Origin of the sequence: Streptomyces diastatochromogenes (assembly GCF_002242805.1) — a bacterium.
GTDB classification, from domain to species: Bacteria; Actinomycetota; Actinomycetes; order Streptomycetales; family Streptomycetaceae; genus Streptomyces; species Streptomyces diastatochromogenes.
The window spans coordinates 164655-191036 of record NZ_MCGQ01000016.1 but is presented as its reverse complement, the minus strand read 5'-3'; the positions used below and the strand labels follow the sequence as shown (position 1 = coordinate 191036).

The following is a 26382-nucleotide window of genomic DNA, read 5'->3' as shown; positions in this document are numbered from 1 at the left end:
CTTCGGATATGGGATCAACGTGCAGATCCTAGTGACGGGTTCCCGCCCCCCGCAGACCCTGGACCCGAGCAATCACAGGTGTCGGCCCCGAGGCCGGATCACAGGGTGTCGAGCGCCTTCACGTACTCGTTCAGGTCGCGCGCGTCCGGCAGGCCGTTGACCACGGTCCACCGCACGACGCCCTCCTTGTCGATGATGAAGGTGCCGCGGACGGCGCAGCCCTTGTCCTCGTCGAAGACGCCGTAGGCACGCGAGACGTTGCCGTGCGGCCAGAAGTCGCTGAGCAGCGGGTACTCCAGGCCCTCCTGCTCGGCGAAGACGCGCAGGGTGTGGATGGAGTCGTTGGAGACGGCGAGCAGCTGGGTGTCGCGGTCCGAGAACTTCGGCAGGTTGTCGCGCAGCTCGCACAGCTCGCCGGTGCACACGCCGGTGAAGGCGAAGGGGTAGAAGAGCACCACCACGTTCTTCTCGCCGCGGAAGTCGGAGAGCTTCACGGTGCGGCCGTGGTTGTCCTTGAGCTCGAAGTCGGGCGCCTTGTCGCCGACCTGGATCGCCATCGTCGTGCATCCCTTCGGTGGGCTGATCGGGTGAGCGCACAGCGACGCTCGGAACCACCCTACGCAGCGATCACCGCGGGTTCGGCGCGGACTTTCGGACGGGCCGGGTGCTCCCGGCCCGTCCGACGCCCCGAGGACGGGGCGGTTTGCTTCGTGCCGGGCTACTTCTTGCCGGACTTCGCGGCCTTCGGCGTCGCCAGACGCGAGCCGCTCCAGTCCTTGCCGACGCTGACGCTCTTGGACGCGGTCAGACCGGCGGTCGTCGCGGCTTCCGAGATGTCGCTCGGCTCCACGTACCCCGTACGGCCGGTCTTCGGCGTGAGCAGCAGGATGGCGCCGCCCTCTTCGATGTACGTGGTGGCGTCGACGAGTACATCGGTCAGGTCGCCGTCCTCGTCACGGAACCACAGCACGACGGCGTCGGCCACGTCGTCGTAGTCCTCGTCCATGAGGTCGCTCTCGATGGCTTCCTCGATGGCCTCGCGGAGCTCCTGATCGACATCGTCGTCGTAGCCGATCTCCTGGACCACCTGCCCGGGCTGGAAACCCAGCCTGGCGGCAGGGTTGGTCCGCTCCTCCGCGTGGTCCGCGGTCGCGCTCACGGGTTGCCTCCTGATCATGTCTTGGTGAATATCTCAGCCACGCGCGTGCGCGAAGCATTGGCCGTAGTCCACACGGGCGGGACGGATCGCGCAAGTACCCGGCCGTTCAGACCGCCGAAACGGTGACGATCCCGGCCGTGTCGCCGCAACCTCTGGCACCGTACCCCGATTCATCGTGGCCCACATCACACCGATGCGCCCGCTTTGTGCGGTTCGGAATCATCCGGCGATACGACCCTCGAACACTTTGCCATGCCCGTCACACCCCGGGCGTATCGTTGCGTTTTGACCGGCCCGCGCCTCGGTTACCCCACGGTAGAGGTGACGTGCGCCTTCCCGAGGTACACGATGGGGAACGGTGTAGGCACCAGGAAAAAGTGGCCCTCTGACAGGTAAGGAACAGCGTGGCTTCCGGATCCGATCGCAATCCGATCATCATTGGCGGCCTTCCGAGTCAGGTTCCTGACTTCGATCCCGAAGAGACCCAGGAGTGGCTCGACTCCCTCGACGCCGCCGTGGACGAGCGCGGCCGTGAGCGGGCCCGCTACCTCATGCTGCGCCTGATCGAGCGGGCCCGCGAGAAGCGCGTGGCCGTGCCCGAGATGCGCAGCACGGACTACGTCAACACGATCCCCACCCGCGCCGAGCCGTTCTTCCCCGGCAACGAGGAGATCGAGCGCAGGATCCTCAACGCGACCCGCTGGAACGCGGCCGTGATGGTCTCGCGCGCGCAGCGCCCCGGCATCGGCGTCGGCGGCCACATCGCCACCTTCGCCTCCTCCGCCTCCCTGTACGACGTGGGCTTCAACCACTTCTTCCGCGGCAAGGACGAGGGCGACGGCGGCGACCAGGTCTTCTTCCAGGGCCACGCCTCCCCCGGCATCTACGCGCGCGCGTACCTGCTCGACCGGCTCACCTCGGACCAGCTCGACGGTTTCCGCCAGGAGAAGTCGAAGTACCCGAACGCGCTGTCCAGCTACCCGCACCCGCGCTCCATGCCGGACTTCTGGGAGTTCCCGACCGTCTCCATGGGCCTCGGCCCGCTGGGCGCGATCTACCAGGCGCGGATGAACCGCTACATGCAGGCGCGCGACATCGCGGACACCTCCAAGTCGCACGTGTGGGCGTTCCTCGGCGACGGCGAGATGGACGAGCCGGAGTCGCTCGGCCAGCTGACCATCGCCGCGCGCGAGAACCTGGACAACCTGACCTTCGTCGTCAACTGCAACCTGCAGCGCCTGGACGGCCCGGTGCGCGGCAACGGCAAGATCATCCAGGAGCTGGAGTCGGTCTTCCGGGGCGCCGGCTGGAACGTGATCAAGCTGGTCTGGGACCGCACCTGGGACCCGCTGCTCGCCCAGGACCGCGACGGCGTGCTGGTCAATAAGATGAACACGACCCCGGACGGCCAGTTCCAGACCTACGCCACCGAGTCCGGCGACTACATCCGCCGGCACTTCTTCGGCGACGACCACCGGCTGCGCGCGATGGTCGAGAACATGACCGACGACCAGATCCTGCACCTGGGCCGCGGCGGTCACGACCACCGCAAGATCTACGCGGCCTTCAAGGCGGCCGTCGAGCACAAGGGCCAGCCCACGGTCATCCTCGCGAAGACGATCAAGGGCTGGACGCTGGGCCCGAACTTCGAGGGCCGCAACGCCACGCACCAGATGAAGAAGCTGACGGTCGACGACCTCAAGGGCTTCCGGGACCGTCTGCACCTGCCGATCTCCGACAAGGAGCTGGAGTCCGGCGTGCCGCCGTACTACCACCCGGGCCGGAACTCGGAGGAGATCCAGTACATGCACGACCGGCGCAAGGGGCTCGGCGGGTACGTCCCGACCCGCGTCGTGCGCTCCAAGCCGCTGGCGCTGCCGGACGACAAGACGTACGCGACCGTGAAGAGGGGCACCGGTCAGCAGTCCATCGCGACGACCATGGCCTTCGTCCGGCTCCTCAAGGACCTCATGCGGGACAAGGAGATCGGCAGGCGGTTCGTGCTGATCGCGCCCGATGAGTACCGCACGTTCGGCATGGACTCCTTCTTCCCGAGCGCGAAGATCTACAACCCGCTCGGCCAGCAGTACGAGGCGGTCGACCGCGATCTGCTGCTCGCGTACAAGGAGTCGCCGACCGGCCAGATGCTGCACGACGGCATCTCGGAGGCCGGCTGCACGGCGTCCCTGATCGCGGCGGGCTCGGCGTACGCCACGCACGGCGAGCCGCTCATCCCGGTCTACGTCTTCTACTCGATGTTCGGTTTCCAGCGCACCGGCGACCAGTTCTGGCAGATGGCCGACCAGCTGTCGCGCGGATTCGTGCTGGGTGCGACCGCGGGTCGTACGACCCTGACCGGCGAGGGTCTGCAGCACGCGGACGGCCACTCGCAGCTGCTCGCCTCGACGAACCCGGCATGCGTGGCCTACGACCCGGCGTACTCGTACGAGATCGCGCACATCGTGCAGGACGGTCTGCGCCGGATGTACGGCTCCGACGCCGAGCACCCGCACGGCGAGGACGTCTTCTACTACCTCACGGTCTACAACGAGCCCATCCAGCACCCGGCCGAGCCGGCGAACGTGGACGTCGAGGGCATCCTCAAGGGCATCCACCGGATCGGTGAGGCCACGGCGGGCTCCATCCCGGCGCAGATCATGGCGTCCGGTGTCGCGGTGCCGTGGGCCCTGGAGGCCCAGCGGATCCTCGCCGAGGAGTGGAACGTGAAGGCCGACGTCTGGTCGGCGACCTCCTGGAACGAGCTGCGGCGCGAGGCCGTGGCCGTGGAACAGCACAACCTGCTGCACCCGGAGGAGGAGCAGCGGGTGCCGTACGTGACGCAGAAGCTGAGCGGTGCCGAGGGTCCGTTCGTGGCCGTGTCGGACTGGATGCGCTCGGTTCCGGACCAGATCGCCCGGTGGGTGCCCGGCACGTACCAGTCGCTGGGCGCCGACGGCTTCGGCTTCGCGGACACCCGTGGCGCGGCCCGCCGCTTCTTCCACATCGACGCCCAGTCGATCGTGGTGGCGGTGCTGACCGAGCTGGCCCGGGAGGGCAAGGTCGACCGGTCCGTGCTGAAGCAGGCCATCGACCGGTACCAGCTGCTGGACGTCTCGGCGGCGCATCCGGGGGCCGCGGGCGGCGACGCGTAGCCCTGCGCGGCTTGAGCGGTCAAGGGGGCGGTGCCTGTGCACCGCCCCCGTTACTTTTTCTTTACTATGCGGCCATGAACGAACAGTCGGCGCAGGCCCGTTGGGAGCAGCGCACCCAACGACCGCTGCTGGCGCTCGCGGTGGCGTTCGCCGTCGCGTATGCCGTACCGATCGTGGACAACCCCGCCAGCCGGTCCCTGACAGTTGCCTGCACGGCCACGGAGTGGGCGGTGTGGGGGGCGTTCGCCGTGGACTACGTCATACGGCTGGCGCTCACCCGGCGGCGCCGGGAGTTCGTCCGGACGCACTGGATAGATCTGTGCGCCGTGGTGCTGCCGCTGCTGCAGCCGCTGCGGTTGCTGCGGATGGTGTCGACGCTGCTGCTGGTCGGGCGGCGGGCGCGGATGGCCTCGCAGATCCGGCTCACGACCTATGTCGGCGGGGCGGTGGTCGGGCTCTTGATGTTCGGCTCGCTCGCCGTGCTGTCGGTGGAGCGGGAGTCGCCGGACGGGAACATCCGGACGCTGGGTGACGCGGTGTGGTGGTCCTTCACCACGATGACGACCGTGGGGTACGGGGATCACGCGCCCACCACCGGGCTGGGGCGGATGATCGCCGTCGGGCTGATGCTGTCCGGGATCGCGCTGTTGGGTGTCGTCACCGCGAACATCGCCGCGTGGTTCATCTCGCGGTTCGAGAAGGATGACGTGGAGGAGCGGCGGCAGACGGAGGCGATCGCTTCTTTGGCGGAGGAGGTTCGGCTGCTGCGGGCGGAAGTGGCTCGGCTGGCCGCGGACCGCGAATCACAGCGGAGTTGACTTGGCACCCGGTGCCGATGCTGGGCGGGGTGGGTGCCCGCAGCTACGAGCGCCCCGAAGGGGCGCGGGGAACTGCGCGACCAGCCCCCACCGGGCCGCAGACGAAGCACAGCCCAATCGCCGAAGGCGAAGGCGCGCGCCGCCCCCTCCGCAGCGCGCGCCGCGGCCCGGTCGTCCTCCTATGCCCTGCGGAGGACTTGACCCACTGTGACCTGCGGCGCGCGTCGAGGGCGAGGGATCTTTAGGGGAGTCACCCTGATAGGGGAAACTCCCCTCAGATGTGGCCGACTCCCGCGCCCGCCTCCGCGTTCTGGCCCCGCTTGGTGAGCAGCGCGACGAGGACGGCGACCGCCGCCACGCCCGCCGCCACCAGGGACGCGAGGCTCATGCCGGAGATGAACGTGTCGTGGGCGACGGCGGTGATCTTCGCGACGATCGGCTCCGGGGTGCCCTTGGCGACCGGGGCCACGCCGACCTGAACGGCCTCGGAGGCCTTGTCCAGCTGATCCGGGGTCAGCTGCGGCAGCCCCGCACCGGTCCAGTTGCCCGGCAGGTCGCTGTCGACCTTGGAGGCCATCACCGCACCCAGCACCGCCGTACCGAGGCTGCCGCCGATCTGCATGGCCGCCTGCTGGAGGCCGCCCGCGACACCGGACAGCTCCATGGGCGCGTTGCCGACGATGACCTCGGTGGCGCCGACCATGACCGGTGCGAGGCCGAAGCCGAGGAGGGCGAACCAGATGGACATCACGCCGCTGCCGGTGTCGGCCTCGAGCGTCGACATGCCGTACATGGCGATGGCGGTCGCGGCCATGCCGCCGGCCAGCGGGATGCGCGGGCCGAGCTTGGTGATCGCGGCGCCCGCGAGCGGGGAGCCGACGATCATCATGCCGGTGAGGGGCAGCAGGTGCAGACCGGCGTCGATGGGGCTCATGCCGTGCACGTTCTGGAGGTAGAACGTCACGAAGAACAGGCCGCCCATGAAGGCGATCGCCATCAGGACCATCAGCACGACGCCCGCGGACAGCGGCACCGAGCGGAACAGGCCCAGCGGGATGAGGGGTTCGGCGACCCTCGTCTCCCAGAAGGCGAAGAGGCCGAAGAGCAGCACCGAGGCGGCGATGAACGCCCAGGTCTCGCCGGAGCCCCAGCCCCACGTCGGCGCCTTGATCAGGGCCCACACCAGGCAGAACATCGCGCCCGACAGCAGGGCGATGCCGAGGATGTCGAAGGAGCGCGGCGCGTTCTCGGCGCGGTGGTCGAGCAGGATCAGCACGCCCAGGACCAGGGCCAGCAGACCGACCGGCACGTTGATGAAGAACACCGACTGCCAGTTGACGTGCTCGACCAGGACGCCGCCGAGGATCGGGCCGCCCGCGGTGGAGGCGCCAATCACCATGCCCCAGATGCCGATCGCCATGTTGAGCTTCTCGGCCGGGAAGGTGGCCCGCAGCAGACCGAGCGCGGCCGGCATCAGCAGCGCGCCGAACAGGCCCTGGAAGACACGGAAGGTCACGACCGCGGCGATGCTGTTCGACAGTCCGATGGCGCCGGACGCGGCGGCGAAGCCGGTCACGCCGATGAGGAAGGTCTGCCGGTGGCCGAAGCGGTCCCCGAGCTTGCCCGCGGTGATCAGGGAGACCGCGAGGGCGAGGAAGTACCCGTTGGTGATCCACTGGACGTCGGCGAAGCTCGCCTTGAGGTCCTTCTGGATGGCCGGGTTGGCGATCGCCACGATGGTGCCGTCGAGGGCCACCATCATGACCCCTACGGCGACGGTGATGAGGGTGAGCCACGGGTGGCCGCGCAGCCCCGTGGCCGGGGTCGCCTCCGACGGGGCTGCCGGCGCCTTGTCCCCCGGCCCCGTCGTGTCGATGGTGGTCTGACTAGTCATGCGCGCGAGGCTAGTGACAGCCACTGACAATTGACAAACGAAATCACAAGTCGGTAACTGACACATTATGGAAACTCTGCGTGAGCGCAAGAAGCAGCGCACCCGGGACGCCCTGCTGCGCTCCGCCCTCGAACTGTTCACCACCCAGGGGTACGAGCACACGACCGTCGACGAGATCGCCGAGGCCGTCGGCGTCTCGCAGCGCACCTTCTTCCGCTACTTCGCCGGCAAGGAGGAGGCGGCCTTCGCGGTCCAGGACATGGCGGAGGCCCGCTTCGTGGCGGCGGTGCGGGAACGACCGCCGCACGAGGCCCCGATGGAGACGCTGCGGCAGGCGGTGCTGGAGGGCTGGGACGGGCTGAGCGAGGCCATCGAGGCCGTCGTACCGGTCGAGTTGTACGTGCGCATGTACCGGGCGATCGAGTCGACCCCGTCCCTGCTCGCCGCCCATCTGCTGCGTTCCGCGGCCACCGAGGAGACCCTCGCGCGGCTGCTCGCCGAACGGGAGGGTGTCGACGTGGACGCCGACCCGCGGCCGCGGCTGGCTGTGGCCGTCTTCGGCGGAGTGATAAGGGTCACGGAACGGCAGTGGTGCACGGGCGACGACTTCAGCCTGGAGGCGATCCGCGAACTCACCGCGTCGTACCTCGATCAGGTGGGTTCGGCACTCACCGGGAACTGGCGCGTCACGTGAGGTCGTTCGCGGTTCGTTCGACGCTTCACGAAACGTGATACCTGTCACTCGGTTACCCCGAGACCCTCCCGTTCTCCTAGTGTGTCCTCCCAGTGACTTCCTTCGACACCTCCCCGCAACTCAACGTCTGGCGCATGCTGCTCGCGCTGGCCGTGGTGTTCGTGATGCTCGCGACCACCGGCTGGACCGCACTGCGCACCCACCGGGAGTCGACCGCCCTGCAGGCCTCGCTCGCCAAGTGGGAGCACGGCAGCATCCACGGCCTGCACCTGCCGGACCCCCAGGCATCCCCCGCGCGGCTCGCGCGCTTCTTCGCCTCGCTCACCCCGCACGAGCAGGACCGCCTCGCCCACCGCTACCCCCTGGCGGTCGGCAACATGAACGGCGCCCCCGTCAGGCTGCGCTACCGCGCCAACCACGTCGCGCTGGACCAGGCGCGCAAGGTCGAGAAGAAGCGCATGCACGACAGCCGGCTCAGCACGGCCGGTCAGCAGGAGGCGGGCCGCCGTATGCACCGCTACGAGTCGCTGCTGAACCCCAAGCGGCACATCCTCGCCTTCGACCCCGAGGGCTCCGGCCGGGTCGCCGAGGTGTTCGGGAACCTCACCAAGGCCGAGCGGATCTCCGTCGTCGTCCCCGGCGTCGACACCGACCTGCTCACCTTCCAGCGCACGAACCGCAGGTACAGCGCCCCGGTCGGCATGGCCAAGGCCCTGTACGCGGCCGAGCGGGAACAGAGCCCCACGACCCGTACGGCCGTGATCGCCTGGGCCGACTACACCGCGCCGGACGGGCTCGGCGTGGACGCGGCCACGGGGCTGCGCGCCGCGGAGGGCGCCCTGCGCCTGAACGCACTGCTGGACGCCCTGCCCGGCCGGGCGCCGGTGTCGATGTTCTGCCACAGCTACGGCTCGGTGGTCTGCGGGGTCGCCGCGGACCACATGCCCCGCCGGGTGACCGACATAGCGGTGGCCGCGAGCCCCGGCATGCGCGTCAGCAAGGCCTCCCGCCTGGGCACCTCGGCCCGGGTGTGGGCGATGCGGGACGCCACCGACTGGGTGCAGGACGTGCCGTACCTGGAGGTCGGCGGGCTCGGGCACGGTGCCGACCCGGTGTCCTCGTCGTTCGGCGCGCGAGTGCTGTCGGCGCGGGACGCACAGGGGCACGCGGGCTATTTCCAGCCGGGCACGGACAGCCTGCGCAACCTCGCCGACATCGGGGTGGGCGCGTACGACGCCGTCACGTGCGCACGCGAGAACGATGCGTGCCGGGCCGATCTGCCCCGCACGTCGACGGCCCAACGCGCGTAGAAACAGCAGGAAGTGCGGTCTGCGCGGGTGGCGACGGAGGAGCACGTGCCGCATACGATGAGCCGCATGGGTGACGTACTGGCGGGTTTTCATGCCGTCTGGGAGTTCGAGTCCGACTCCGTGCTCATCCGTTACGAACGGGGGATTCGGACACCGAAGCTGTTCCAGGCGCTGGGCGAACGGCGGATCCCGCTGTCCGCGGTCGAGGAGGTGACCCTCACGCAGGGCAAGCGCGGCACCGTCGCGCTGCGGCTGCGGCCGCGCCCCGGCGCCGATCCGGTGATGGAGGCGGCGGCCGGGCAGCTGCGCGAGGGCTCCGATCCGTACCGGCTGGCGCTGCCGGCCGAGCGGTCGACGCTCGCCGAGTACTACGCCGACGAGCTGAAGGGGCTGCTGACCGAGTCCGGGCCCACCGACCGCTATCTGGTGGCCGCGCCCGAGGCGCCGCTGCAGTTCAAGGCGTACGACGGGAAGGCGTCCTTCGACGGGACGACCGTGCAGTTCCGGTGGTCCTGGACCGGGGCGTCCTCGACGAAGTGGAAGGCCGGGGACCAGAGCTTCGCGGTCGCCGGCCTCAGCGGAGTGGAGTGGCGGTCGCCGGAGGTCTTCGAGGGGCATCTACGGCTGCTGCCCCGCGAGGGCGGCTCCGCCCGGCCGACCCAGCCCGACCAGGATCCGGCGTCCGTCGTCTTCGGGCTCGGGTACGGGCCGGTGCACGAGTCACTGCCGTTCGCCGCGGCTGTCCTGGCCGGGGTGCGCTCGCGAGGGCCGGTACCGGCGGTACCGGCCCCGGCGCGTCGGGATCCCGCCGACATCGCGGAGCGGATCCGTCACCTCGGCGAGCTGCATCAGGCGGGGCTGGTGACGGACGAGGAGTTCGCGTCGAAGAAGGCCGAACTGCTGGCGGAGCTGTAGTCAGCGCTCCGTGGCGTAGAAGCTGATCTTCCTGTCCAGCACCGCGAGAGTGTCGTGCAGCTCCGCGATCCTGGACAGGACATCGCGGCGGGTCGACTCCAGCAGGGCCTGGCGTTCCGCGTAGGTGGTCTCGCCCTCGCGGACCAGTTCCGCGTAGCGGACCATGTCCGCCACCGGCATGCCGGTCAGGCGGAGCTTGGTCACGAAGTCCAGCCAGTCCAGATCGCGGTTGCTGTAGCGGCGCTGGCCGGTGTGGGAGCGGTCGATGTGGGACATCAGCCCGATCCGCTCGTACCAGCGCAGGGTGTGCGCGGTCAGGCCGGTGAAGGCGACGACCTCGCTGATCGTGTAGCGGTCCTGGCCGTCGGGGCGCGGGTGCCGCCGGGGCGGGGCTGCGCAGATGTCGGTACTGCTCGCGTTCTCCTCGGTCTGCATCACCGTCATGGCCCCACGCTATGGCCTTGGAGTGCACTCCAAGCAAGCGGAACCCGGTAAGAAATCCCACGACGGCCCGCGGCGCGGTCGTTAGCGTGCGGGACATGAGTCTCGTACGCCGGGCGCTGCCCGAGGATGCCGAAGAACTTCTGCGACTGCGGCAGGTGATGATCGACTCGATGGCCGACGCCGATCATTCCACCGACTGGCACGAGAAGTCCCTGCCGGGGCTGCGGGCCCGGCTGGGCGAGCCGGACGGGGACTTCGCGGCCTTCGTCGTGGACCACCCGGAGCGGCCGGGGGCGCTGGCCGCGCTGGTGGCCGGGACGGTCGACTACCGGATCGGGAAGGCGGGCGATCCGTTCGGGACGGTCGGGTTCGTCTTCAGTGTCGCCACCGACCCGGGCACGCGCCGCCGCGGGTACGCGCGCGCGTGCATGGACACGCTGCTGGAGTGGTTCCGCGAGCGCGGCGCCGGTCGCGTCCATCTCACCGCGTCCGCCGAGGCCGCGCCGCTCTACGCCGCCCTCGGCTTCCTGCCCAAGCCCGACCCTTTGATGGAGCTGAAGCTCTGAGCGCTTAGGCTCGACGGCATGTCGCTGAAGAGCCTCGCGCTGATCGAGAACTGGCCGGTCCCCTCCGCCGCGGCGGGTGTCGTACGGGCCGACGGGACCGTCCTCGGGACGCATGGGCCCGTCGGGCACCGGTTTCCGCTGGCCTCGGTGACCAAGCCGCTGGCGGCGTACGCGGCGCTGGTCGCGTACGAGGAGGGTGCCGTCGAGCTGGACGAGCCGGCGGGCCCGCCCGGGGCGACCGTCCGCCATCTGCTCGCGCACACCTCCGGGCTGGCCTTCGACGAGCACCGGGTGACGGCGGCTCCCGGGGAGCGGCGGCTGTACTCCAACGCCGGGTTCGAGCAGCTCGGGGATCACATCGCCAAGGCGACGGACATTCCGTTCGGGGAGTATCTGCGGCAGGCGGTGCTGGAGCCGCTGGGCATGACGCGGACCTCGCTGGACGGGTCCCCCGCCAAGGACGGGGTTTCGACCGTGGAGGACCTGCTGCGGTTCGCGGCGGAGGTGCAGGCGCCGCGGTTGCTGGATCCGCGTACGGTCGCTGCGGCGATGAGCGTGCAGTATCCGGGGACGAAGGGGGTTCTGCCGGGGTACGGGCACCAGAATCCCAACGACTGGGGGCTGGGTTTCGAGATCCGTGACTCCAAGTCGCCGCACTGGACGGGGTCTTCGTCTTCGCCGCGCACATTCGGGCATTTCGGACAGTCCGGTACGTTTCTGTGGATCGACCCGGATGCGGGTGTGGCCGGGGTCGCCCTGACGGACCGGGCGTTCGGGCCGTGGGCGGTCGAGGCGTGGCCGGTGTTCACCGATGCTGTGCTCGCGGAGCTGCGGGGCTGAGCCTCGCCTCTATTGGCCGGGGGTGGGCTCCGCTTACCCGCGCTTGCGGGGTGCCGCTGCGCCCACCCGTGCCGCCCCAAGCGGCACGACTGCCCGCAGCTACGCGGGTACGACGGCCGCCGCCGGGTGGGCGCTCGTGCGGCACGACTGCCCGCAGCTACGCAGGTATGACAGCCGCCGGGTGGGCGCCGCCCCAGCGGCACGACTGCCCGCAGCTACGCGGGAATGACGGCCGCTGCCTGGTGGGCGCTCGTGCGGCACGACTGCCCGCAGCTACGTGGGGACGGTGGGCCCGCGGTCGGCTGCGGCCGCGTGGCTGCGGCGGCTGTGCAGCCGACGGCACCGCAACTCCCTAGGGGCGCGGGGAACTGCGCGACCAGCCCCCACCGGCCCGCAGCCAACAGACGGCCCCCGTTTACGGCCCCATCTCCCACATGAGCAATTCCGCCGCCGTAACACCCACCGCTTCCAAACCCTCCGCCCCCGTGATCCGTGCCGAGTCGCCCGGGGCCAAACGCTCCCCCGCCAGTCGGACCTCGCCCCGCACCACGTGCGCGTACACGTATGCCGCGTCGGGCACCGCCGTCCGCTCCCCGGGCGCCAGGCGGCGTACGTGGAGCATGGCTCCGGCCTCGGGGACGGCGTACGGGGTGGAGTCGGCGATGCCCGGGATGATCGAGTACGACGGTTCGCCGCCCGGCTCCAGTGGCGCAAGCCACATCTGGATGAAGGTCAGGGGGACCGTGCCGTCGTTGCGCTCCACGTGGCGGACGCCCGCCGCGGAGCTGAGGCGCTGCACGTCTCCCGGGCGGACCCGGGTCTCGTTGCCCGCCGAGTCCCGGTGGGTCAGCTCGCCCTCCACCACCCAGGTCACGATCTCGGTGTGGCTGTGCGGGTGCTCGTCGAAGCCGGCGCCGGGGCCGAGCCGCTCCTCGTTGCAGGCGATGACCGCGCCGAAGCGCAGGTTGTCGGGGTCGTAGTGCGGGCCGAAGGAGAAGGCGTGGCGGGACTCGATCCCGGCCTCCGGATCGCCCCCTGGGTAGCGCTCGGCGGCGCGCCTGACGTCCATCACGCACACCACCGTAGACCGCAGTACCGACCCGGCAGCGCACGCTCCCGTCCGGATAAGGCAGTCTTGTCCACGTGCCCGAACCCGAATCCCGTCACAGCGAACCCGCAGTACACGCCGTCCACCCGCACTCCGCGACCCTGAAGCGGCTGGAGAAGTCCTCCGGGAGTCTCGCCGCGCAGGCCATCGCACGCATGGACGAGACCCTGCCGTGGTACCGGGCCATGCCCCCGGAGAACCGTTCCTGGATCGGGCTCGTGGCCCAGGCGGGCATCGCCGCGTTCACCGAGTGGTTCCGGCATCCCGATGCCCCACAGGCGATCTCGACGGATGTCTTCGGGACGGCGCCTCGTGAGCTGACCCGGGCCATCACGCTCCGGCAGACCGTGGAGATGGTGCGGACCACCATCGAGGTCATGGAGAGCGCCATCGACGAGGTGGCGGCTCCGGGGGACGAGAGCGTGCTGCGCGAGGCCCTGCTCGTGTACGCGCGGGAGATCGCCTTCGCGACCGCCCAGGTGTACGCCCAGGCCGCCGAGGCACGCGGTGCCTGGGACGCGCGGCTGGAGTCGCTGGTCGTCAACGCCGTGCTGAGCGGGGAGGCCGACGAGGGGGCCGTCAGCCGGGCCGCCGCCCTGGGCTGGAACTCGCCGGAGCATGTGTGTGTCGTGCTCGGGACCGCGCCCGACGGGGACAGCGAGCTGACCGTGGAGGCGATCAGGAGGGCGTCGCGGCACGCGAAGCTCCAGGTGCTCACCGGGGTGCTCGGCGACCGGCTCGTCGTGATCGCGGGTGGCAGCGCCAATCCGCTCGGCGTCGCCAAGTCGCTGATCGGCCCGTTCGCCGCGGGGCCGGTCGTCGCCGGGCCCGTCGTACCCGATCTGCTGGCCGCCACCCGGTCCGCGCAGGCCGCCGCCGCGGGGCTGAAGGCGTGTTCTGCCTGGCAGGACGCTCCGCGGCCGGTGCTGGCGGACGATCTCCTGCCGGAGCGTGCCATCGCGGGCGATCCGGGCGCCCGAGACCAGCTGGTGGAGGAGATCTACAGACCGCTGGAGGAGGCCGGCTCGGCGCTCCTGGAAACGCTGAGTGTCTACCTGGAGCAGGCGAGCAGTCTGGAGGGCGCGGCCCGGATGCTCTTCGTTCACCCGAACACCGTGCGCTACCGGCTCCGACGTGTGACAGACGTCACCGGCTGGTCGCCTTCGGATGTACGATCCGCCTTCACACTGCGGATCGCGCTGATCCTGGGGCGTCTGGCCGAAGGAGACGCCCAACCCTAGGCTTTTGTCGGGGCCCCACAAAAGCCTCCCGTGTTCTTCGTCCCTGTCCCCACGGGCGGCCCTGGCCGTCCCCAAGAGAGAGTGTGAGAGTGCTCGTACTCGTCGCTCCCGGCCAGGGCGCCCAGACGCCCGGCTTCCTGACTCCCTGGCTCGACCTCCCCGGTGCCGCCGACCGTGTCGCCGCATGGTCGGACGCCATCGGACTGGACCTGGTCCACTACGGCACCCAGGCCGACGCGGACGCCATCCGCGACACCGCGGTGGCGCAGCCGCTGCTGGTCGCCGCCGGGATCCTGTCCGCCGCGGCACTGGGTGCCTATTCATTTGCCGCTGACGCGGCGGGCACCGACATCGCTCCCGGCGCCGTCGCCGGCCACAGCGTCGGCGAGATCACCGCCGCGGCCTTCGCGGGCGTCCTGGACGACACCGCCGCGCTCGGCCTCGTCCGCAGGCGGGGTCTGGCCATGGCCGACGCCGCCGCGATCACCGAGACCGGCATGTCCGCGCTGCTCGGCGGTGACCCCGAGGTCTCCGTCGCGCACCTGGAGAAGCTGGGCCTGACCCCGGCGAACGTCAACGGCGCCGGCCAGATCGTCGCCGCGGGCACGCTGGAGCAGCTCGCCGCGCTGAACGAGGACATGCCCGAGGGCGTCCGCAAGGTCGTCCCGCTGAAGGTCGCCGGCGCCTTCCACACCCGCCACATGGCTCCTGCCGTGGAGGCGCTGGCCAAGGCGGCCGCGGAGCTGGCCCCGGGTGACCCGAAGGTCACCTACGTCTCCAACAAGGACGGCCAGGCCGTCGCGACCGGCGCCGAGGTGCTGGAGCGGCTGGTCGGCCAGGTCGCCAACCCGGTGCGCTGGGATCTGTGCATGGAGACCTTCAAGGCGCTCGGCGTCACCGCGCTCATCGAGGTGTGCCCGGGCGGCACGCTGACCGGCCTGGCCAAGCGGGCCCTGCCGGGCGTGAAGACGCTGGCCCTGAAGACCCCCGACGACCTCGAAGCGGCCCGCGAGCTGATCTCCGAGCACACCGCCTAAGGAGCCGTACCGATCATGGCGAAGATCAAGCCCAGCAAGGGCGCCCCGTACGCGCGCATCCTCGGTGTCGGCGGCTACCGGCCGACCCGGGTCGTGCCCAACGAGGTGATCCTGGAGAAGATCGACTCGTCCGACGAGTGGATCCGTTCGCGCTCCGGAATCGAGACCCGGCACTGGGCCGGCCCCGACGAGACGGTCGCCGCGATGGCCATCGAGGCCTCCGGCAAGGCGATCGCCGACGCGGGCATCGACGCCGAGCAGATCGGCGCCGTGGTCGTCTCGACCGTCTCGCACTTCAGCCAGACCCCGGCCGTCGCCACCGAGATCGCCGACAAGCTGGGCACCGACAAGGCCGCCGCCTTCGACATCTCGGCGGGCTGCGCGGGCTTCGGCTACGGCCTCACGCTCGCCAAGGGCATGGTGGTGGAAGGCTCCGCCGAGTACGTGCTCGTCATCGGCGTGGAGCGGCTGAGCGACCTGACCGACCTGGAGGACCGGGCCACGGCCTTCCTGTTCGGTGACGGCGCCGGCGCGGTCGTGGTCGGCCCCTCCCAGGAGCCGGCGATCGGCCCGACCGTGTGGGGCTCCGAGGGCGACAAGTCCGAGACCATCAAGCAGACCGTCCCCTGGGACCGGTTCGCCGTCGGTGACGTCTCCACCCTGCCCCTCGACAGCGAGGGCAACATCAAGTTCCCTGCGATCACGCAGGAGGGCCAGGCGGTGTTCCGCTGGGCCGTGTTCGAGATGGCGAAGGTCGCCCAGCAGGCGCTGGACGCGGCCGGAATCACCCCGGACGACCTGGACGTCTTCATTCCGCACCAGGCCAACGTGCGGATCATCGACTCGATGGTGAAGACGTTGAAGCTGCCGGAGCACGTCACGGTCGCCCGTGACATCCGCACCACCGGCAACACCTCGGCCGCCTCGATTCCGCTCGCGATGGAGCGGCTCCTGGCGACCGGGGAGGCGAAGAGCGGCGACACCGCGCTCGTCATCGGATTCGGGGCGGGTCTCGTCTACGCCGCCACGGTCGTTACCCTCCCCTAGGCACTCCGTGCCGGATCATGCGAACCGGTGCGGAATCATCTGCCACAAACCGTCTGACTTATCGAAGAAGGAGCGCCAACATGGCCGCCACTCAGGAAGAGATCGTCGAAGGTCTCGCCGAGATCGTGAACGAGATCGCCGGCATCCCGGTTGAGGACGTCCAGCTGGACAAGTCCTTCACCGACGACCTGGACGTCGACTCGCTGTCCATGGTCGAGGTCGTCGTCGCCGCCGAGGAGCGCTTCGACGTCAAGATCCCCGACGAGGACGTCAAGAACCTCAAGACCGTCGGCGACGCCACCAAGTACATCCTCGACCACCAGGCCTGAGCCACCCCTTAGGCCCGAGGGCTGCAAGGCCCCGCCACCCGGCGGTGGCGCCGTATGAATCCCGCATCCGTTGGAGAAAGAATTCCCGTGAGCCCGACCAATCGCACCGTGGTCGTCACCGGTATCGGCGCAACCACACCGCTGGGTGGCGACGCAGCCTCGTTCTGGGAGGCCCTGATCGCCGGCAAGTCCGGCGTCAGCGTCCTCGAGCAGGACTGGGCGGCCGAACTGCCGGTCCGTATCGCCGCGCAGATCGCCGTCGAGCCGGGCGAGATCATCCCCCGCCCGCAGGCCCGCAAGCTGGACCGGTCCGCGCAGTTCGCGCTGATCGCCGCTCAGGAGGCCTGGAAGGACGCCGGTTTCACCGCCAAGGCCGGTGAGGACGCGTCCGTGAACCCCGACCGGCTGGGTGCGGTCATCGCCTCCGGAATCGGCGGTGTGACGACGCTCCTGGACCAGTACGACGTGCTCAAGGAGAAGGGCGTACGCCGTGTCTCCCCGCACACCGTGCCGATGCTGATGCCCAACTCCCCGGCGGCCAACGTCGGTATCGAGATCGGTGCCCGCGCCGGTGTGCACACCCCGGTCTCGGCCTGCGCCTCGGGCGCGGAGGCCATCGGGTACGCGATCGAGATGATCCGCACCGGGCGTGCGGACGTGGTCGTGGCCGGTGGTACCGAGGCCGCCATCCACCCGCTTCCCATCGCCGCGTTCGGCAACATGATGGCGATGTCCAAGAACAACGACGACCCCGAGGGCGCCTCGCGTCCCTACGACTCCGGTCGTGACGGCTTCGTGCTCGGTGAGGGCGCCGGTGTGATCGTCCTGGAGTCCGAGGAGCACGCGAAGGCCCGCGGCGCGCGGATCTACGCGGAGGCGATCGGCCAGGGCATCTCCGCCGACGCCCACCACATCACGCAGCCCGAGCCGTCCGGCAACGGGATCGCGCACGCGCTGCAGAACCTGCTGGACAGCACGGATCTGAAGCCGGCCGAGATCGTGCACGTGAACGCGCACGCCACCTCGACGCCGCAGGGTGACGTGGCCGAGATCAAGGCGCTGCGGAAGGTGTTCGGCGACGACGTCGACCACATGGCGATCTCCGCGACCAAGTCGATGACGGGTCACCTGCTGGGTGGTGCCGGTGGTATCGAGACGGTCGCGTCGATCCTGGCGCTGGTGAACCGTACGGCTCCGCCGACCATCAACGTGCGCGAGCTGGATCCCGAGGTGAACGCGGACGTCGTCGTCGGTGAGGCGCGTCAGCTGCCCGAGGGCCGTATCGCCGTGCTGAACGACTCGTTCGGCTTCGGCGGGCACAACGTGGTCCTGGCGTTCCGGACCATCTGAGAGACGTAAGGGAAGGGCCCCCGCCGGCAGGCGGGGGCCCTTCCTCATGTCCCGGTGCTCACACCACCTGGTGCAGCCAGCGCACCGGTGCTCCCTCTCCCGCGTAGCGGAACGGCTCCAGTTCGTCGTCCCAGGGCTTGCCCAGGAGCTTGGAGAGTTCGGCCTCCAGGTCGGTCTCTCCGCGCTGGCTGCGGAGCAGGGCCGCGCGGAGGCGGTCCTCGGGGATGAGGATGTCGCCGTGGATGCCGGTGACGGCGTGGAAGATGCCGAGGTCGGGGGTGCAGCTGTAGCGCTCGCCCTCGGCGGTGGGGCAGGGCTCCGCGGTGACCTCGAAGCGCAGCAGGTGCCAGCCGCGCAGGGCGGAGGCGAGCTTGGAGGCCGTGCCCACCTCGCCCTGCCAGGAGAACTCCGAGCGCCAGGTGCCGGGGGCCGCGGGCTGCCGGATCCAGTCGAGGCTGACGCGCGTGCCGAGCACCCCGGCGACGGCCCACTCGACGTGCGGGCACAGCGCGCGCGGCGCGGAGTGCACGTACAGAACTCCACGTGTCGTCACCGGAACCTCCGGGCAGAGCGGGACATCTTGCTGACTGGGGGCGGCAGTGGCGCGACGGCCGCGTTGATGGCGAGGCTACCGTGCGGCGGCGCAAGGAGTGTGACGTACCGTCGGTCCCAGTGCCAGGAAACTCCCGCCATTCACCCAGGGGGACGCTTGTACGGGGGTGCGCCGTTCCAAGGTCCCCGGGCCGGGAACCCTCGCGCGTTGTTATAAGAGCGACCACTCCACATCGAGCGAGGAGATCAGCAGGGATGCGGAAGCGAAGCCGCCGTGACCGGGCTGCCCTTGCCGTCGTGGCGGCGGCCGTGCTGAGCATGGCGGGGTGTGACGCCTTCGGTGGTGGCGGCGGTACGAAGGACTCCGGGGCGAGCGCGTCCCGCCCCTCGGCCCGGCCCGCGCCGGTGTGGAACCGCAGCCCGGACTCGATCGCCGCGGTCGGGGACTCCATCACGCGCGGGTTCGACGCGTGCACGGTGCTCTCCGACTGCCCCGAGGTGTCGTGGGCGACGGGCAGCGACGCCAAGGTCGACAGCCTGGCGGTGCGGCTGCTGGGCGTGACGGGGGCGGCGGAGCGCAGCTGGAACTACGCGGTGACCGGTGCCCGGATGGCCGATCTGCCGGAGCAGATGACCCAGGCGGCCGCCCGCGCCCCCGAGTTGGTGACGGTGATGATCGGCGCGAACGACGCGTGCCGCTCCTCTGCCCGGGCGATGACCTCGGTGGCCTCCTTCCGCGCGGACTTCGAGGAGTCGCTGACCACGCTGCGCGCGGCGCTGCCGAAGACGCAGGTGTACGTGGCGAGCGTGCCGAACCTGAAGCGGCTGTGGTCCGAGGGCCGGGCGAACCCGCTGGGCAAGCAGGTGTGGAAGCTGGGCATCTGCCCGTCGATGCTGGGTGAGGCGGACGACCTGACCGGCAAGGCCACGCTGCGCCGGGACAAGGTGCAGAAGCGGGTCGAGGCCTACAACACGGTGCTGAAGGACGTGTGCGCCAAGGACCGCCGCTGCCGCTTCGACCGGAACGCGGTCTTCGACTTCCGTTTCGACACGGAGCAGCTGAGCCACTGGGACTGGTTCCACCCGAGCCGGAACGGCCAGGCCCGGCTCGCCGAGATCGCCTACCGCACGGTGACCGCGGAACGACCGTGACCTAGGGTTTCCCACATGAGCGAACTTTTCGGCACACTTTCCGACGGCACCCCGGTGCACCGCTGGACGCTGGAGCGGGCCGGGGTCCGGGTGCGGGTGCTGTCGTACGGCGGGATCGTGCAGTCGGTCGAGGTCCCGGACCGGGACGGGCGTACCGCGGACGTGGTGCTCGGGTTCCCCGGGCTCGACGGCTATCGGGAGCACCCGGAGCCGTATCTGGGCGCTCTGGTCGGCCGGTACGCCAACCGCATCGCGGGCGGCCGCTTCCCGCTGGACGGCCGCGCGTACGCGCTGGAGCCGAACAGCGGGCCCAACACGCTGCACGGCGGCGAGCGGGGCTTCGACAAGCGGGTGTGGGACGTGGAGCCGGTCGAGCACGGGCTGCGGCTGAGCCGGGTCAGCCCGGACGGCGAGGAGGGGTTCCCGGGCCGGCTGGAGGTGACGGCCACGTACACGCTGGACGCGTCCGGTGCGCTGCGGATCGCCTACGAGGCCGTCACGGACGCGCCGACCGTCGTCAACCTCAGCAACCACACGTACTGGAACCTGAGCGGCTCCGGTCACGCGGGCGGCCACGAGCTGCGGCTGGCCGCCTCCCGCTACACCCCGGTGGACGCCGACCTGATCCCGACCGGAGCGCTTGCGGAGGTGTCCGGCTCCCGCTTCGACTTCCGTACGGCCCGCAAGGTGGGCTCCGGCTACGACCACAACTTCGTGCTGGACAAGGGCGTGACCGAGTCGGCCGAGGAGGTGGCCGAGCTGTACGACCCGGCTTCGGGGCGGGTGGTCACCGTGGCCACGACCGAGCCGGGCCTCCAGCTCTACACCGCCGACCACCTCACGTCCCCCTTCGCGCCCGGCGACGGCATCGCCCTGGAGACCCAGCACTTCCCGGACTCCCCCAACCACCCGGACTTTCCCAGCACCGAGCTGCGGCCGGGCGGGGTCTTCCGCTCGGAGACGGTGTACGGCTTCTCGGTCCGCTGAGTGAGCCCCGGTCCAGGGGTCAGGTCCCGGACCGGGGCTGTATGTGGGGACTTTGTCCGCGGTGTGTGGGGACTGTCCCGGATCAGACGTTAATCGTCGCGGTCAGCCTGTGGTCCGAGATCGAGCGGGCGGCGGTGATCTCGTACGAACCCTTCACAAACGCCCACGCCTTCGCCGTGTCGTCCCAGACCTCGAAGGTGCGGCGGGGCAGTTCGACGGTCACCTCGACGCTCTCGCCGGGTCCGGCCTCGGCGCCCGCGAATCCGGCCAGCCGGTGTGCCGGGCGCTCGGTGTCGGGCTCGGCCGGGGAGACGTAGACCTGGACGACCTCGCGGCCGGGCCGCTGGCCGGTGTTGCGCAGGCGGACGCGGGCGGTGGTGCCGTCCGTCTCCAGGGACTCGTAGGCCCAGTCGGTGTAGCCGAGGCCGTGGCCGAAGGGGTACGACGGGGTGCGGCCGGCCTGCTCCCAGGCGCGGTAGCCGATGAAGACGCCCTCGGTGTAGGGAAGCTCGCCGTCGGCGGGGACGACCTGGGTGACGGGGGCGTCGGTGAGGGAGCCCCAGGTGGTGGGGAGGCGGCCGCCGGGCTCGTGGGCACCGGTCAGGACGTCGGCGAGGGCGGCGCCGCCCTCCTGACCCGGGAACCAGGTCAGCAGCACGGCGGCGACCTCGTCGCGCCAGGGCAGTTCGACCGGGGAGCCGGAGTTGACGATGACGACGGTGTTCGGGTTGGCGGCGGCGACGGCGCGGACCAGTTCATCCTGGCGGCCGGGGAGCCGGAGGTCGGTGCGGTCGAAGCCCTCGGACTCGACGCGGTCGGTGGTGGCGACCATGACGACGGCCGTGTCGGCGCCGCGGGCGGCCTCGACGGCCTCGGCGATCAGCTCGTCGGGGTCGCGCTGGGGCGCGGAGTGGGCGAGGGCGAAGGTGACGACCTTCATCGGGATGTCGTCGGGGAGCTGGACGACCTGGGTGAGGGAGACCTCGACCGGCTCACCGGCGGTGAGTTCGGCCTGGGCGCGGGGTACGGGGGCGCCGAAGAAGGCCTCGAAGGGGTCGTCCTTGTCCGGGCGCTGGACGTCGTCGTAGTACGTCGTCCCGTCGACGGTGAGCGTGAAGGCGCCCACGCCCTTGACACCGAAGGTGTGCGGGCCGGACTCGCGCGGGGTGAAGGTGCCGGTCAGTTCCACGGTGTGGAGGGTGTCGTGCGTGACGCCCTCGGGGAGGTCGGAGCCCATCCACTGGATCAGCCCGTTGGGGGCGGAGCGGGTGCCGATGACGGTGCCGTCGGCGTCCCGGCAGACGGCCCTGAGGCTGAATCCCTGGTCGGCGACGGCGAGTTCGGTGGCCGGGTCGGCGCCGACGGCGTAGGTGAGGGTGCCCTCGGGGAGGGCGGCGGTGAGACCGTCGAGCGGGGAGACGATCCGGGCCGGGAAGACGGTGGCGGAGCCGCCGCCGAGGACGCGGGCGTCGCGGGCGGCGGCGCCGATCAGGGCGACCGTGCCGGCCTTCAGCGGGAGTGCGCTGTTCTCGTTGCGCACGAGGACGAAGGAGCGGCGGGCGATCTCGCGGGCCAGGGCCTCGCCGTCGACGGACGCGGGCGGCTCGGTGACGACGGGTTCGGCGCCGTCCAGGATGCCGACCCGGGCGGCGAGCCGCAGCACGCGCCGTACGGCGGCGTCGACGGTGGCCTCGGCGACCCGGCCGTCCCGGACGGCCTGGGCGAGGGCGGCGCCGTAGACGGTCCGGGGGCCGGGCATGGCGACGTCCAGGCCACCCTCGATGTCACCGACGGTGTCCCGGGCGGCCATCCAGTCGGAGACGTTGAAGCCGTCGAAGCCCCACTCGCCGCGCAGGACTTCGTTGACCAGGTGGTGGTGCTCGGTCATCGTCGTGCCGTTGACCTGGTTGTAGGCCGTCATGATCCCCCAGGGGTGGGCGTTCGCGACGATCGCCTCGAAGGGGGCCAGGTACAGCTCGCGCAGGGCGCGTTCGGAGACCAGGTTGTTCACGGTGAAGCGGTCGGTCTCGGCGTCGTTGGCGACGAAGTGCTTGACGGTGGTGCCGACGCCGCCGGACTGGACGCCGGTCACATAGCCGGAGCCGATCTCGCCGGTCAGGTACGGGTCCTCGCTGTAGGCCTCGAAGTGGCGGCCGCCGAGCGGTGAGCGGTGCAGGTTGACGGTGGGGGCGAGCAGGACGTGGACGCCCTTGCGGCGGGCCTCCTGGGCGAGCAGCACGCCTGCGCGGCGGGCGAGCGCGGGGTCCCAGGTGGCGGCGAGCGCGGTCGGCGAGGGCAGGGCGACGGAGGGGTCGTCGGCGGTCCAGCGCACGCCCCGCACGCCGATCGGGCCGTCGGACATGACGAGGGACTTCAGGCCGATCTCCGGCAGGGCGGGCAGGGTCCACATGTCCTGGCCGGCCAGCAGCCGCGCCTTGGCGTCGAGTTCGAGCCGGCCCAGTGCGGCCTCCACGACCGCTGCGCGGGCCTCGTCTGCGCGCGCCTTGTCTGTCTCCGCCACGGCGGTACCTCCTCGCTGAAGTGCCTGGGATCCCTCTCATCCTGCACGCGTTACCTGTAGAGCGGTAGGTTTTGTTATCTTGCCGTTATATTCGAGGGGTGGGGATGTCGTACGGTGACGTCATGAACGCGAGGGTCAGGAGCGAGGAGCGGCGCGCGGAGATCGTGGGGGCGGCCCTGGAGGTGATCGCCGAGCGCGGTTACCGGGGCGCGAGCCTGGCCGCGGTGGCCGAGCGGGTCGGGCTGACCCAGCAGGGGCTGCTGCACTACTTCCCGACGAAGGACGCCCTGCTGGTGGCCGTGCTCCAGGAGCGGGACCGGTGGGACGCGGTGCCGGACACCCGGTGGCGGGTCGACCTGCTGGCCTCACTGGTCGAGTACAACGCGATGCGCCCGGCCATCATCCAGACCTTCTCGGCGCTGCTCGGCGAGAGCGTGACGGAGGGGCACCCGGCGCGCTCCTACTTCACGCAGCGTTACGCCCAGGTCCGCGCGACCATGACGGAGGTGCTGCGCGCCGAGTACGGCGACCGATTGCCCAACGGCCTCACCCCGGAGCACACCGCCCCCCTGCTCGTCGCGGTGATGGACGGCCTGCAGTACCAGTGGCTGCTGGACCCGGAGTCGGTCGACATGCCGGGCGCGTTCCGCGACTTCCTGCGACTGCTGGGCGAGCCGGTGGAGTGAGGGTCACTGGTTCCAGGCGTAGGCAAGGGACTTGGCGGCCAGGCACACCAGGGCGAAGGCGACGGCCCAGGCGTGTGCCCCGGCGGCGTACAGCATCGCGGCGCCCGCTCCGAACCAGAGCGCTTCGAAGGCGACTCGGGGCACGCCGTGGAGCTTGAACCTCGCCCTCGGGGAACCGAACAGGCCCCAGACCCAACCGAGGGCGGTCGCCCCGAAGAGCGCGAGCAGAGGACCCGAGTCGGAGCCGCTCTCGTACGCCCAGTACCACGGGGACAGGACGACGCCCAACTCCAGCAGGAATATGACGCCGAGGTTCACGGCCTTAGCTGCCTTCACGCGCGGCAGTATCACCCACCGCCCGGCACCGCCGCCACGATTTCGATCTCCACCTGCGCCTCCGGCCGAAACAGACGCCCCGAGTCTGCTCGGCGAGGCCGCGCGGCTCCCCCGCACCATGGCGTAGACCACTCCCCGCACGCGATACTTCCGCCGTCCCCCGCACCACGCGCCCCACAGCGACGGAAGGACCCCAACTCCCGTGACCTCGCTCCGCATACGGACCGCCGTGCTCGGCATCGCCCTGCTGGCCGGTCTGTCGGCTCCCACGACCACGGCCTGCGCCGCACCGGCGACCCCCTCCCCCACCGTCGAGGAACAACGGCTCGACAAGGCCGTACCGCAGGAGATCCTCCGCCGCTCCGGATTCGACGACGTGGCACCGGAGTTCGCCGCCGCCCTGGAGCGCGCCCGCTCCTACGCGCAGGCCCGTCGCCTCGTCGTACGCGAGGGTTCGGCGCTGTGGCGGCGGGCCGTGGAGCGGGCGCAGGGGCGGGGCCCGGCGGGCGGCGACCTCAGCCGGGACGACGACCGGCCGCTGTACTGGGCGCGTCTGGGGATGACCCGGGAAGTTCGCACCTGGGAGCCCCAGTTCACTCTTGCCGGCACCGAACGTACGGCTCTGCTCCAGCAGGTGGAACGCACCTCACGCGGTCAGACCGACATCCGCTATCCCGGGCAGCCGCACCTCAAGCGCGTACTCCTCACCGGTTTCGACCCCTTCACGCTCGACCGGGACATCCGTATCTCCAACCCCTCCGGGGCGAGCGCGCTGGCGCTGGACGGCACGGTGATCGAGACGGCCGAGGGTCCGGCCCGGGTGGAGACGGCCCTGTTCCCCGTGCGCTGGGCGGACTTCGCGGACGGCACGGTGGAGCGGACGCTGCGGCCCTGGCTGCCGAAGGTCGACCTGTTCACGACCGTGAGCCAGGGCCGGGTCGGGCGGTTCGACATCGAGCGCAGCAACGGGGCCTGGCGCGGCGGCTTCCCGGACAACGACAACGCCTCCCGCACCGAGACCGTCCCCGTCACCGATCCGGCCACCCAGCCCCAGTGGACGACGACGACCCTGCCGTACACCGCCATCACGGCAGCGGACACCGGCCGGTTCCCGGTGTACGACCACACGGAGGTGACCGAGATCCCGGCGGGCGGCACCGATCCCGTCGTACGGCCGGACGGCCCGACCGCCGGCTCGACGGCCCGTGCGGGCGGCGGCGGCAACTACCTCTCCAACGAGATCGCCTACCGCGCGACGCTACTCCGGGACCGCCTGGGTCTGCACGACACGCTGCCGGGCGGCCATGTGCACACGCCCGTGCTGCAGTTCGGCACGGGCAACACCGACCCGGCGACGGGCACGGTGACCGACCCGGAGTTCGTCCGCAACCGGCTGGACATCATCGCGCAGGTGCGGTCGATCGTGACGGTGGCGGCCGAGGCCACGCTCAGGAGGTGACCCGCTCGCCGTCCTCCACGTCCTCCTCCTCGGCGCTCTCCTCGCCCAGCAGGTCACGGGCGAGGAGCGTGGCGCCCGCCACCGCGCCCGGCATCAGGAACACCGCGACGAACGGGACCAGGAAGGCCAGGCCGAGGGGCGTGCCGAAGCCCCAGACCAGGGTCTTGCGGGAGCGGAGCAGGGCGAGGCGGGCGCGGAGGTCGACCCCACGGCGCTGGAGGGCCACGGCGGTCAGTTCCTCGGTGAGGAAGAACCCGGTGACGAAGAAGCCGATCACCGGGACGGCCGTCTGGCCGACGACGGGCAGGAAGCCGAGGGCGAAGAGCAGGACGCCCCACAGCAGGGCCCGGACCAGGATCCGCAGGCTGTCGCGGGCGGAGATCCACAGCTCGCGCCAGAGCGGGAGGCCGGACCGAGGTGCGGTGCCGTCGGGCGAGACGTCCTCGTCGACCTTCTCCGACAGGTTCTCGTAGAAGGGCTGGCCGATCAGCAGGGTGACGGCCGTGAAGGTGCGGACGGCCAGCAGCAGGCCGAGGGCGAAGAGGACGACCGTGAGGAAACCACGGAACAGTCCCTGCCAGGGGCTCGACCAGTCGTCCGCGAAGGGGGTCGCCCAGGCGACGCCGTCCTCGCCCCACACCCCGAGCGCGACCAGCGCCGCCGCGTACAGGACCAGCGTGATCAGGCCGGGCAGCAGGCCGAAGCCGTACTGCTTGCCGTGCCGGCCCACCCACCGCTGGCCCTTGAGGAGATAACCGAAACCCACCCCGAGATCGCGCATGGCG

25 protein-coding genes are annotated in these 26382 nt (G+C 70.8%); 16 read left to right on the top strand and 9 right to left on the bottom strand.

The window, feature by feature from the left end; genetic code table 11:
* Nucleotides 1–98 precede the first annotated feature (98 nt).
* Both BEK98_RS20320 and BEK98_RS20315 read right to left on the bottom strand, forming a co-directional pair.
* On the bottom strand, nucleotides 99–557 hold the full coding sequence (locus tag BEK98_RS20320) for a peroxiredoxin (RefSeq protein WP_094218011.1): 459 nt from the start codon (nucleotides 555–557) through the stop codon (nucleotides 99–101).
* A gap of 161 nt (nucleotides 558–718) precedes the next feature.
* The gene (locus BEK98_RS20315; RefSeq protein ID WP_067314036.1) at nucleotides 719–1159 is read right to left on the bottom strand and encodes a DUF3052 domain-containing protein; all 441 of its coding nucleotides are present in this window, start codon (nucleotides 1157–1159) and stop codon (nucleotides 719–721) included.
* A 404-nt stretch (nucleotides 1160–1563) separates the two neighbouring features.
* On the opposite strand from BEK98_RS20315, the gene aceE reads away from it, so the two are divergent.
* Together aceE and BEK98_RS20305 are read left to right on the top strand one after the other, a co-directional pair.
* Nucleotides 1564–4311: a pyruvate dehydrogenase (acetyl-transferring), homodimeric type gene (gene aceE / locus BEK98_RS20310; RefSeq protein WP_094218009.1), complete on the top strand. Its 2748-nt coding sequence runs from the start codon at nucleotides 1564–1566 to the stop codon at nucleotides 4309–4311.
* A gap of 74 nt (nucleotides 4312–4385) precedes the next feature.
* Entirely contained in the window at nucleotides 4386–5129 is a 744-nt protein-coding gene (locus tag BEK98_RS20305) for a potassium channel family protein (RefSeq protein WP_094218008.1), read from the top strand.
* Nucleotides 5130–5403: 274 nt separating this feature from the next.
* On the opposite strand, the gene BEK98_RS20300 is transcribed toward BEK98_RS20305, so the two are convergent.
* Entirely contained in the window at nucleotides 5404–7023 is a 1620-nt protein-coding gene (locus tag BEK98_RS20300) for an MFS transporter (RefSeq protein WP_094218007.1), read from the bottom strand.
* A gap of 67 nt (nucleotides 7024–7090) precedes the next feature.
* Between BEK98_RS20300 and BEK98_RS20295 the strand changes: the two genes are divergently transcribed.
* From BEK98_RS20295 to BEK98_RS20285, 3 genes are all read left to right on the top strand, one after another.
* Nucleotides 7091–7717, top strand: a complete 627-nt coding sequence (locus BEK98_RS20295; protein ID WP_094218006.1) for a TetR family transcriptional regulator — start codon at nucleotides 7091–7093, stop codon at nucleotides 7715–7717.
* 92 nt (nucleotides 7718–7809) lie between these two features.
* Entirely contained in the window at nucleotides 7810–9027 is a 1218-nt protein-coding gene (locus BEK98_RS20290; protein ID WP_094218005.1) for an alpha/beta hydrolase, read from the top strand.
* A gap of 66 nt (nucleotides 9028–9093) precedes the next feature.
* A complete protein-coding gene (locus BEK98_RS20285) occupies nucleotides 9094–9942 on the top strand; it encodes a DUF4429 domain-containing protein (RefSeq protein ID WP_094218257.1) in 849 nt (282 codons plus the stop codon).
* On the opposite strand, the gene BEK98_RS20280 is transcribed toward BEK98_RS20285, so the two are convergent.
* Complete coding sequence (locus BEK98_RS20280; RefSeq protein ID WP_094218004.1) at nucleotides 9943–10386, bottom strand: MerR family transcriptional regulator; 444 nt, start codon at nucleotides 10384–10386, stop codon at nucleotides 9943–9945.
* A gap of 95 nt (nucleotides 10387–10481) precedes the next feature.
* Here BEK98_RS20280 and BEK98_RS20275 point away from each other — a divergent pair, with 95 nt between their 5' ends.
* Together BEK98_RS20275 and BEK98_RS20270 are read left to right on the top strand one after the other, a co-directional pair.
* Complete coding sequence (locus tag BEK98_RS20275; RefSeq protein ID WP_094218003.1) at nucleotides 10482–10952, top strand: GNAT family N-acetyltransferase; 471 nt, start codon at nucleotides 10482–10484, stop codon at nucleotides 10950–10952.
* Nucleotides 10953–10970: 18 nt separating this feature from the next.
* Nucleotides 10971–11792 (top strand): serine hydrolase domain-containing protein, encoded by an 822-nt coding sequence (locus tag BEK98_RS20270; RefSeq protein WP_094218002.1) that lies wholly within the window; start codon nucleotides 10971–10973, stop codon nucleotides 11790–11792.
* Between the two features lie 415 nt (nucleotides 11793–12207).
* Here BEK98_RS20270 and BEK98_RS20265 read toward each other — a convergent pair whose 3' ends face one another.
* Nucleotides 12208–12861 carry a pirin family protein gene (locus tag BEK98_RS20265; protein WP_094218001.1) on the bottom strand — a complete coding sequence of 218 codons (654 nt, stop codon included), beginning with the start codon at nucleotides 12859–12861 and terminating at the stop codon, nucleotides 12208–12210.
* A 74-nt stretch (nucleotides 12862–12935) separates the two neighbouring features.
* Here BEK98_RS20265 and BEK98_RS20260 point away from each other — a divergent pair, with 74 nt between their 5' ends.
* The 5 genes from BEK98_RS20260 (at nucleotide 12936) to fabF (ending at nucleotide 17904) form a co-directional block, all read left to right on the top strand.
* On the top strand, nucleotides 12936–14141 hold the full coding sequence (locus tag BEK98_RS20260; RefSeq protein ID WP_094218000.1) for a PucR family transcriptional regulator: 1206 nt from the start codon (nucleotides 12936–12938) through the stop codon (nucleotides 14139–14141).
* Nucleotides 14142–14230: 89 nt separating this feature from the next.
* Nucleotides 14231–15178, top strand: coding sequence for an ACP S-malonyltransferase (locus BEK98_RS20255; RefSeq protein WP_094217999.1), 948 nt, complete (start codon nucleotides 14231–14233; stop codon nucleotides 15176–15178).
* Between the two features lie 15 nt (nucleotides 15179–15193).
* On the top strand, nucleotides 15194–16225 hold the full coding sequence (locus tag BEK98_RS20250; RefSeq protein WP_094217998.1) for a ketoacyl-ACP synthase III: 1032 nt from the start codon (nucleotides 15194–15196) through the stop codon (nucleotides 16223–16225).
* An 80-nt stretch (nucleotides 16226–16305) separates the two neighbouring features.
* On the top strand, nucleotides 16306–16554 hold the full coding sequence (locus BEK98_RS20245; RefSeq protein WP_094217997.1) for an acyl carrier protein: 249 nt from the start codon (nucleotides 16306–16308) through the stop codon (nucleotides 16552–16554).
* 87 nt (nucleotides 16555–16641) lie between these two features.
* On the top strand, nucleotides 16642–17904 hold the full coding sequence (gene fabF / locus BEK98_RS20240; protein ID WP_094217996.1) for a beta-ketoacyl-ACP synthase II: 1263 nt from the start codon (nucleotides 16642–16644) through the stop codon (nucleotides 17902–17904).
* Nucleotides 17905–17962: 58 nt separating this feature from the next.
* On the opposite strand, the gene BEK98_RS20235 is transcribed toward fabF, so the two are convergent.
* Nucleotides 17963–18457: a DUF3145 domain-containing protein gene (locus tag BEK98_RS20235; protein ID WP_094217995.1), complete on the bottom strand. Its 495-nt coding sequence runs from the start codon at nucleotides 18455–18457 to the stop codon at nucleotides 17963–17965.
* A 254-nt stretch (nucleotides 18458–18711) separates the two neighbouring features.
* Between BEK98_RS20235 and BEK98_RS20230 the strand changes: the two genes are divergently transcribed.
* Together BEK98_RS20230 and BEK98_RS20225 are read left to right on the top strand one after the other, a co-directional pair.
* The gene (locus BEK98_RS20230) at nucleotides 18712–19608 is read left to right on the top strand and encodes an SGNH/GDSL hydrolase family protein (protein WP_094217994.1); all 897 of its coding nucleotides are present in this window, start codon (nucleotides 18712–18714) and stop codon (nucleotides 19606–19608) included.
* Nucleotides 19609–19623: 15 nt separating this feature from the next.
* Complete coding sequence (locus BEK98_RS20225; protein WP_094217993.1) at nucleotides 19624–20595, top strand: aldose epimerase family protein; 972 nt, start codon at nucleotides 19624–19626, stop codon at nucleotides 20593–20595.
* Between the two features lie 82 nt (nucleotides 20596–20677).
* Here the strand turns inward: BEK98_RS20225 and BEK98_RS20220 are convergent, their stop codons facing one another.
* Nucleotides 20678–23116 carry a beta-glucosidase H gene (locus tag BEK98_RS20220; RefSeq protein WP_094217992.1) on the bottom strand — a complete coding sequence of 813 codons (2439 nt, stop codon included), beginning with the start codon at nucleotides 23114–23116 and terminating at the stop codon, nucleotides 20678–20680.
* A 104-nt stretch (nucleotides 23117–23220) separates the two neighbouring features.
* Here BEK98_RS20220 and BEK98_RS20215 point away from each other — a divergent pair, with 104 nt between their 5' ends.
* Nucleotides 23221–23802 carry a TetR/AcrR family transcriptional regulator gene (locus BEK98_RS20215; RefSeq protein ID WP_094217991.1) on the top strand — a complete coding sequence of 194 codons (582 nt, stop codon included), beginning with the start codon at nucleotides 23221–23223 and terminating at the stop codon, nucleotides 23800–23802.
* A 3-nt stretch (nucleotides 23803–23805) separates the two neighbouring features.
* Here BEK98_RS20215 and BEK98_RS20210 read toward each other — a convergent pair whose 3' ends face one another.
* On the bottom strand, nucleotides 23806–24138 hold the full coding sequence (locus BEK98_RS20210) for a YrdB family protein (RefSeq protein ID WP_244201907.1): 333 nt from the start codon (nucleotides 24136–24138) through the stop codon (nucleotides 23806–23808).
* A gap of 202 nt (nucleotides 24139–24340) precedes the next feature.
* On the opposite strand from BEK98_RS20210, the gene BEK98_RS20205 reads away from it, so the two are divergent.
* On the top strand, nucleotides 24341–25597 hold the full coding sequence (locus tag BEK98_RS20205; protein WP_094217989.1) for a pyroglutamyl-peptidase I: 1257 nt from the start codon (nucleotides 24341–24343) through the stop codon (nucleotides 25595–25597).
* Here the strand turns inward: BEK98_RS20205 and BEK98_RS20200 are convergent.
* Nucleotides 25587–26378 (bottom strand): EI24 domain-containing protein, encoded by a 792-nt coding sequence (locus tag BEK98_RS20200; RefSeq protein ID WP_094217988.1) that lies wholly within the window; start codon nucleotides 26376–26378, stop codon nucleotides 25587–25589. The genes BEK98_RS20205 and BEK98_RS20200 overlap by 11 nt on opposite strands.
* Nucleotides 26379–26382 lie beyond the last annotated feature (4 nt).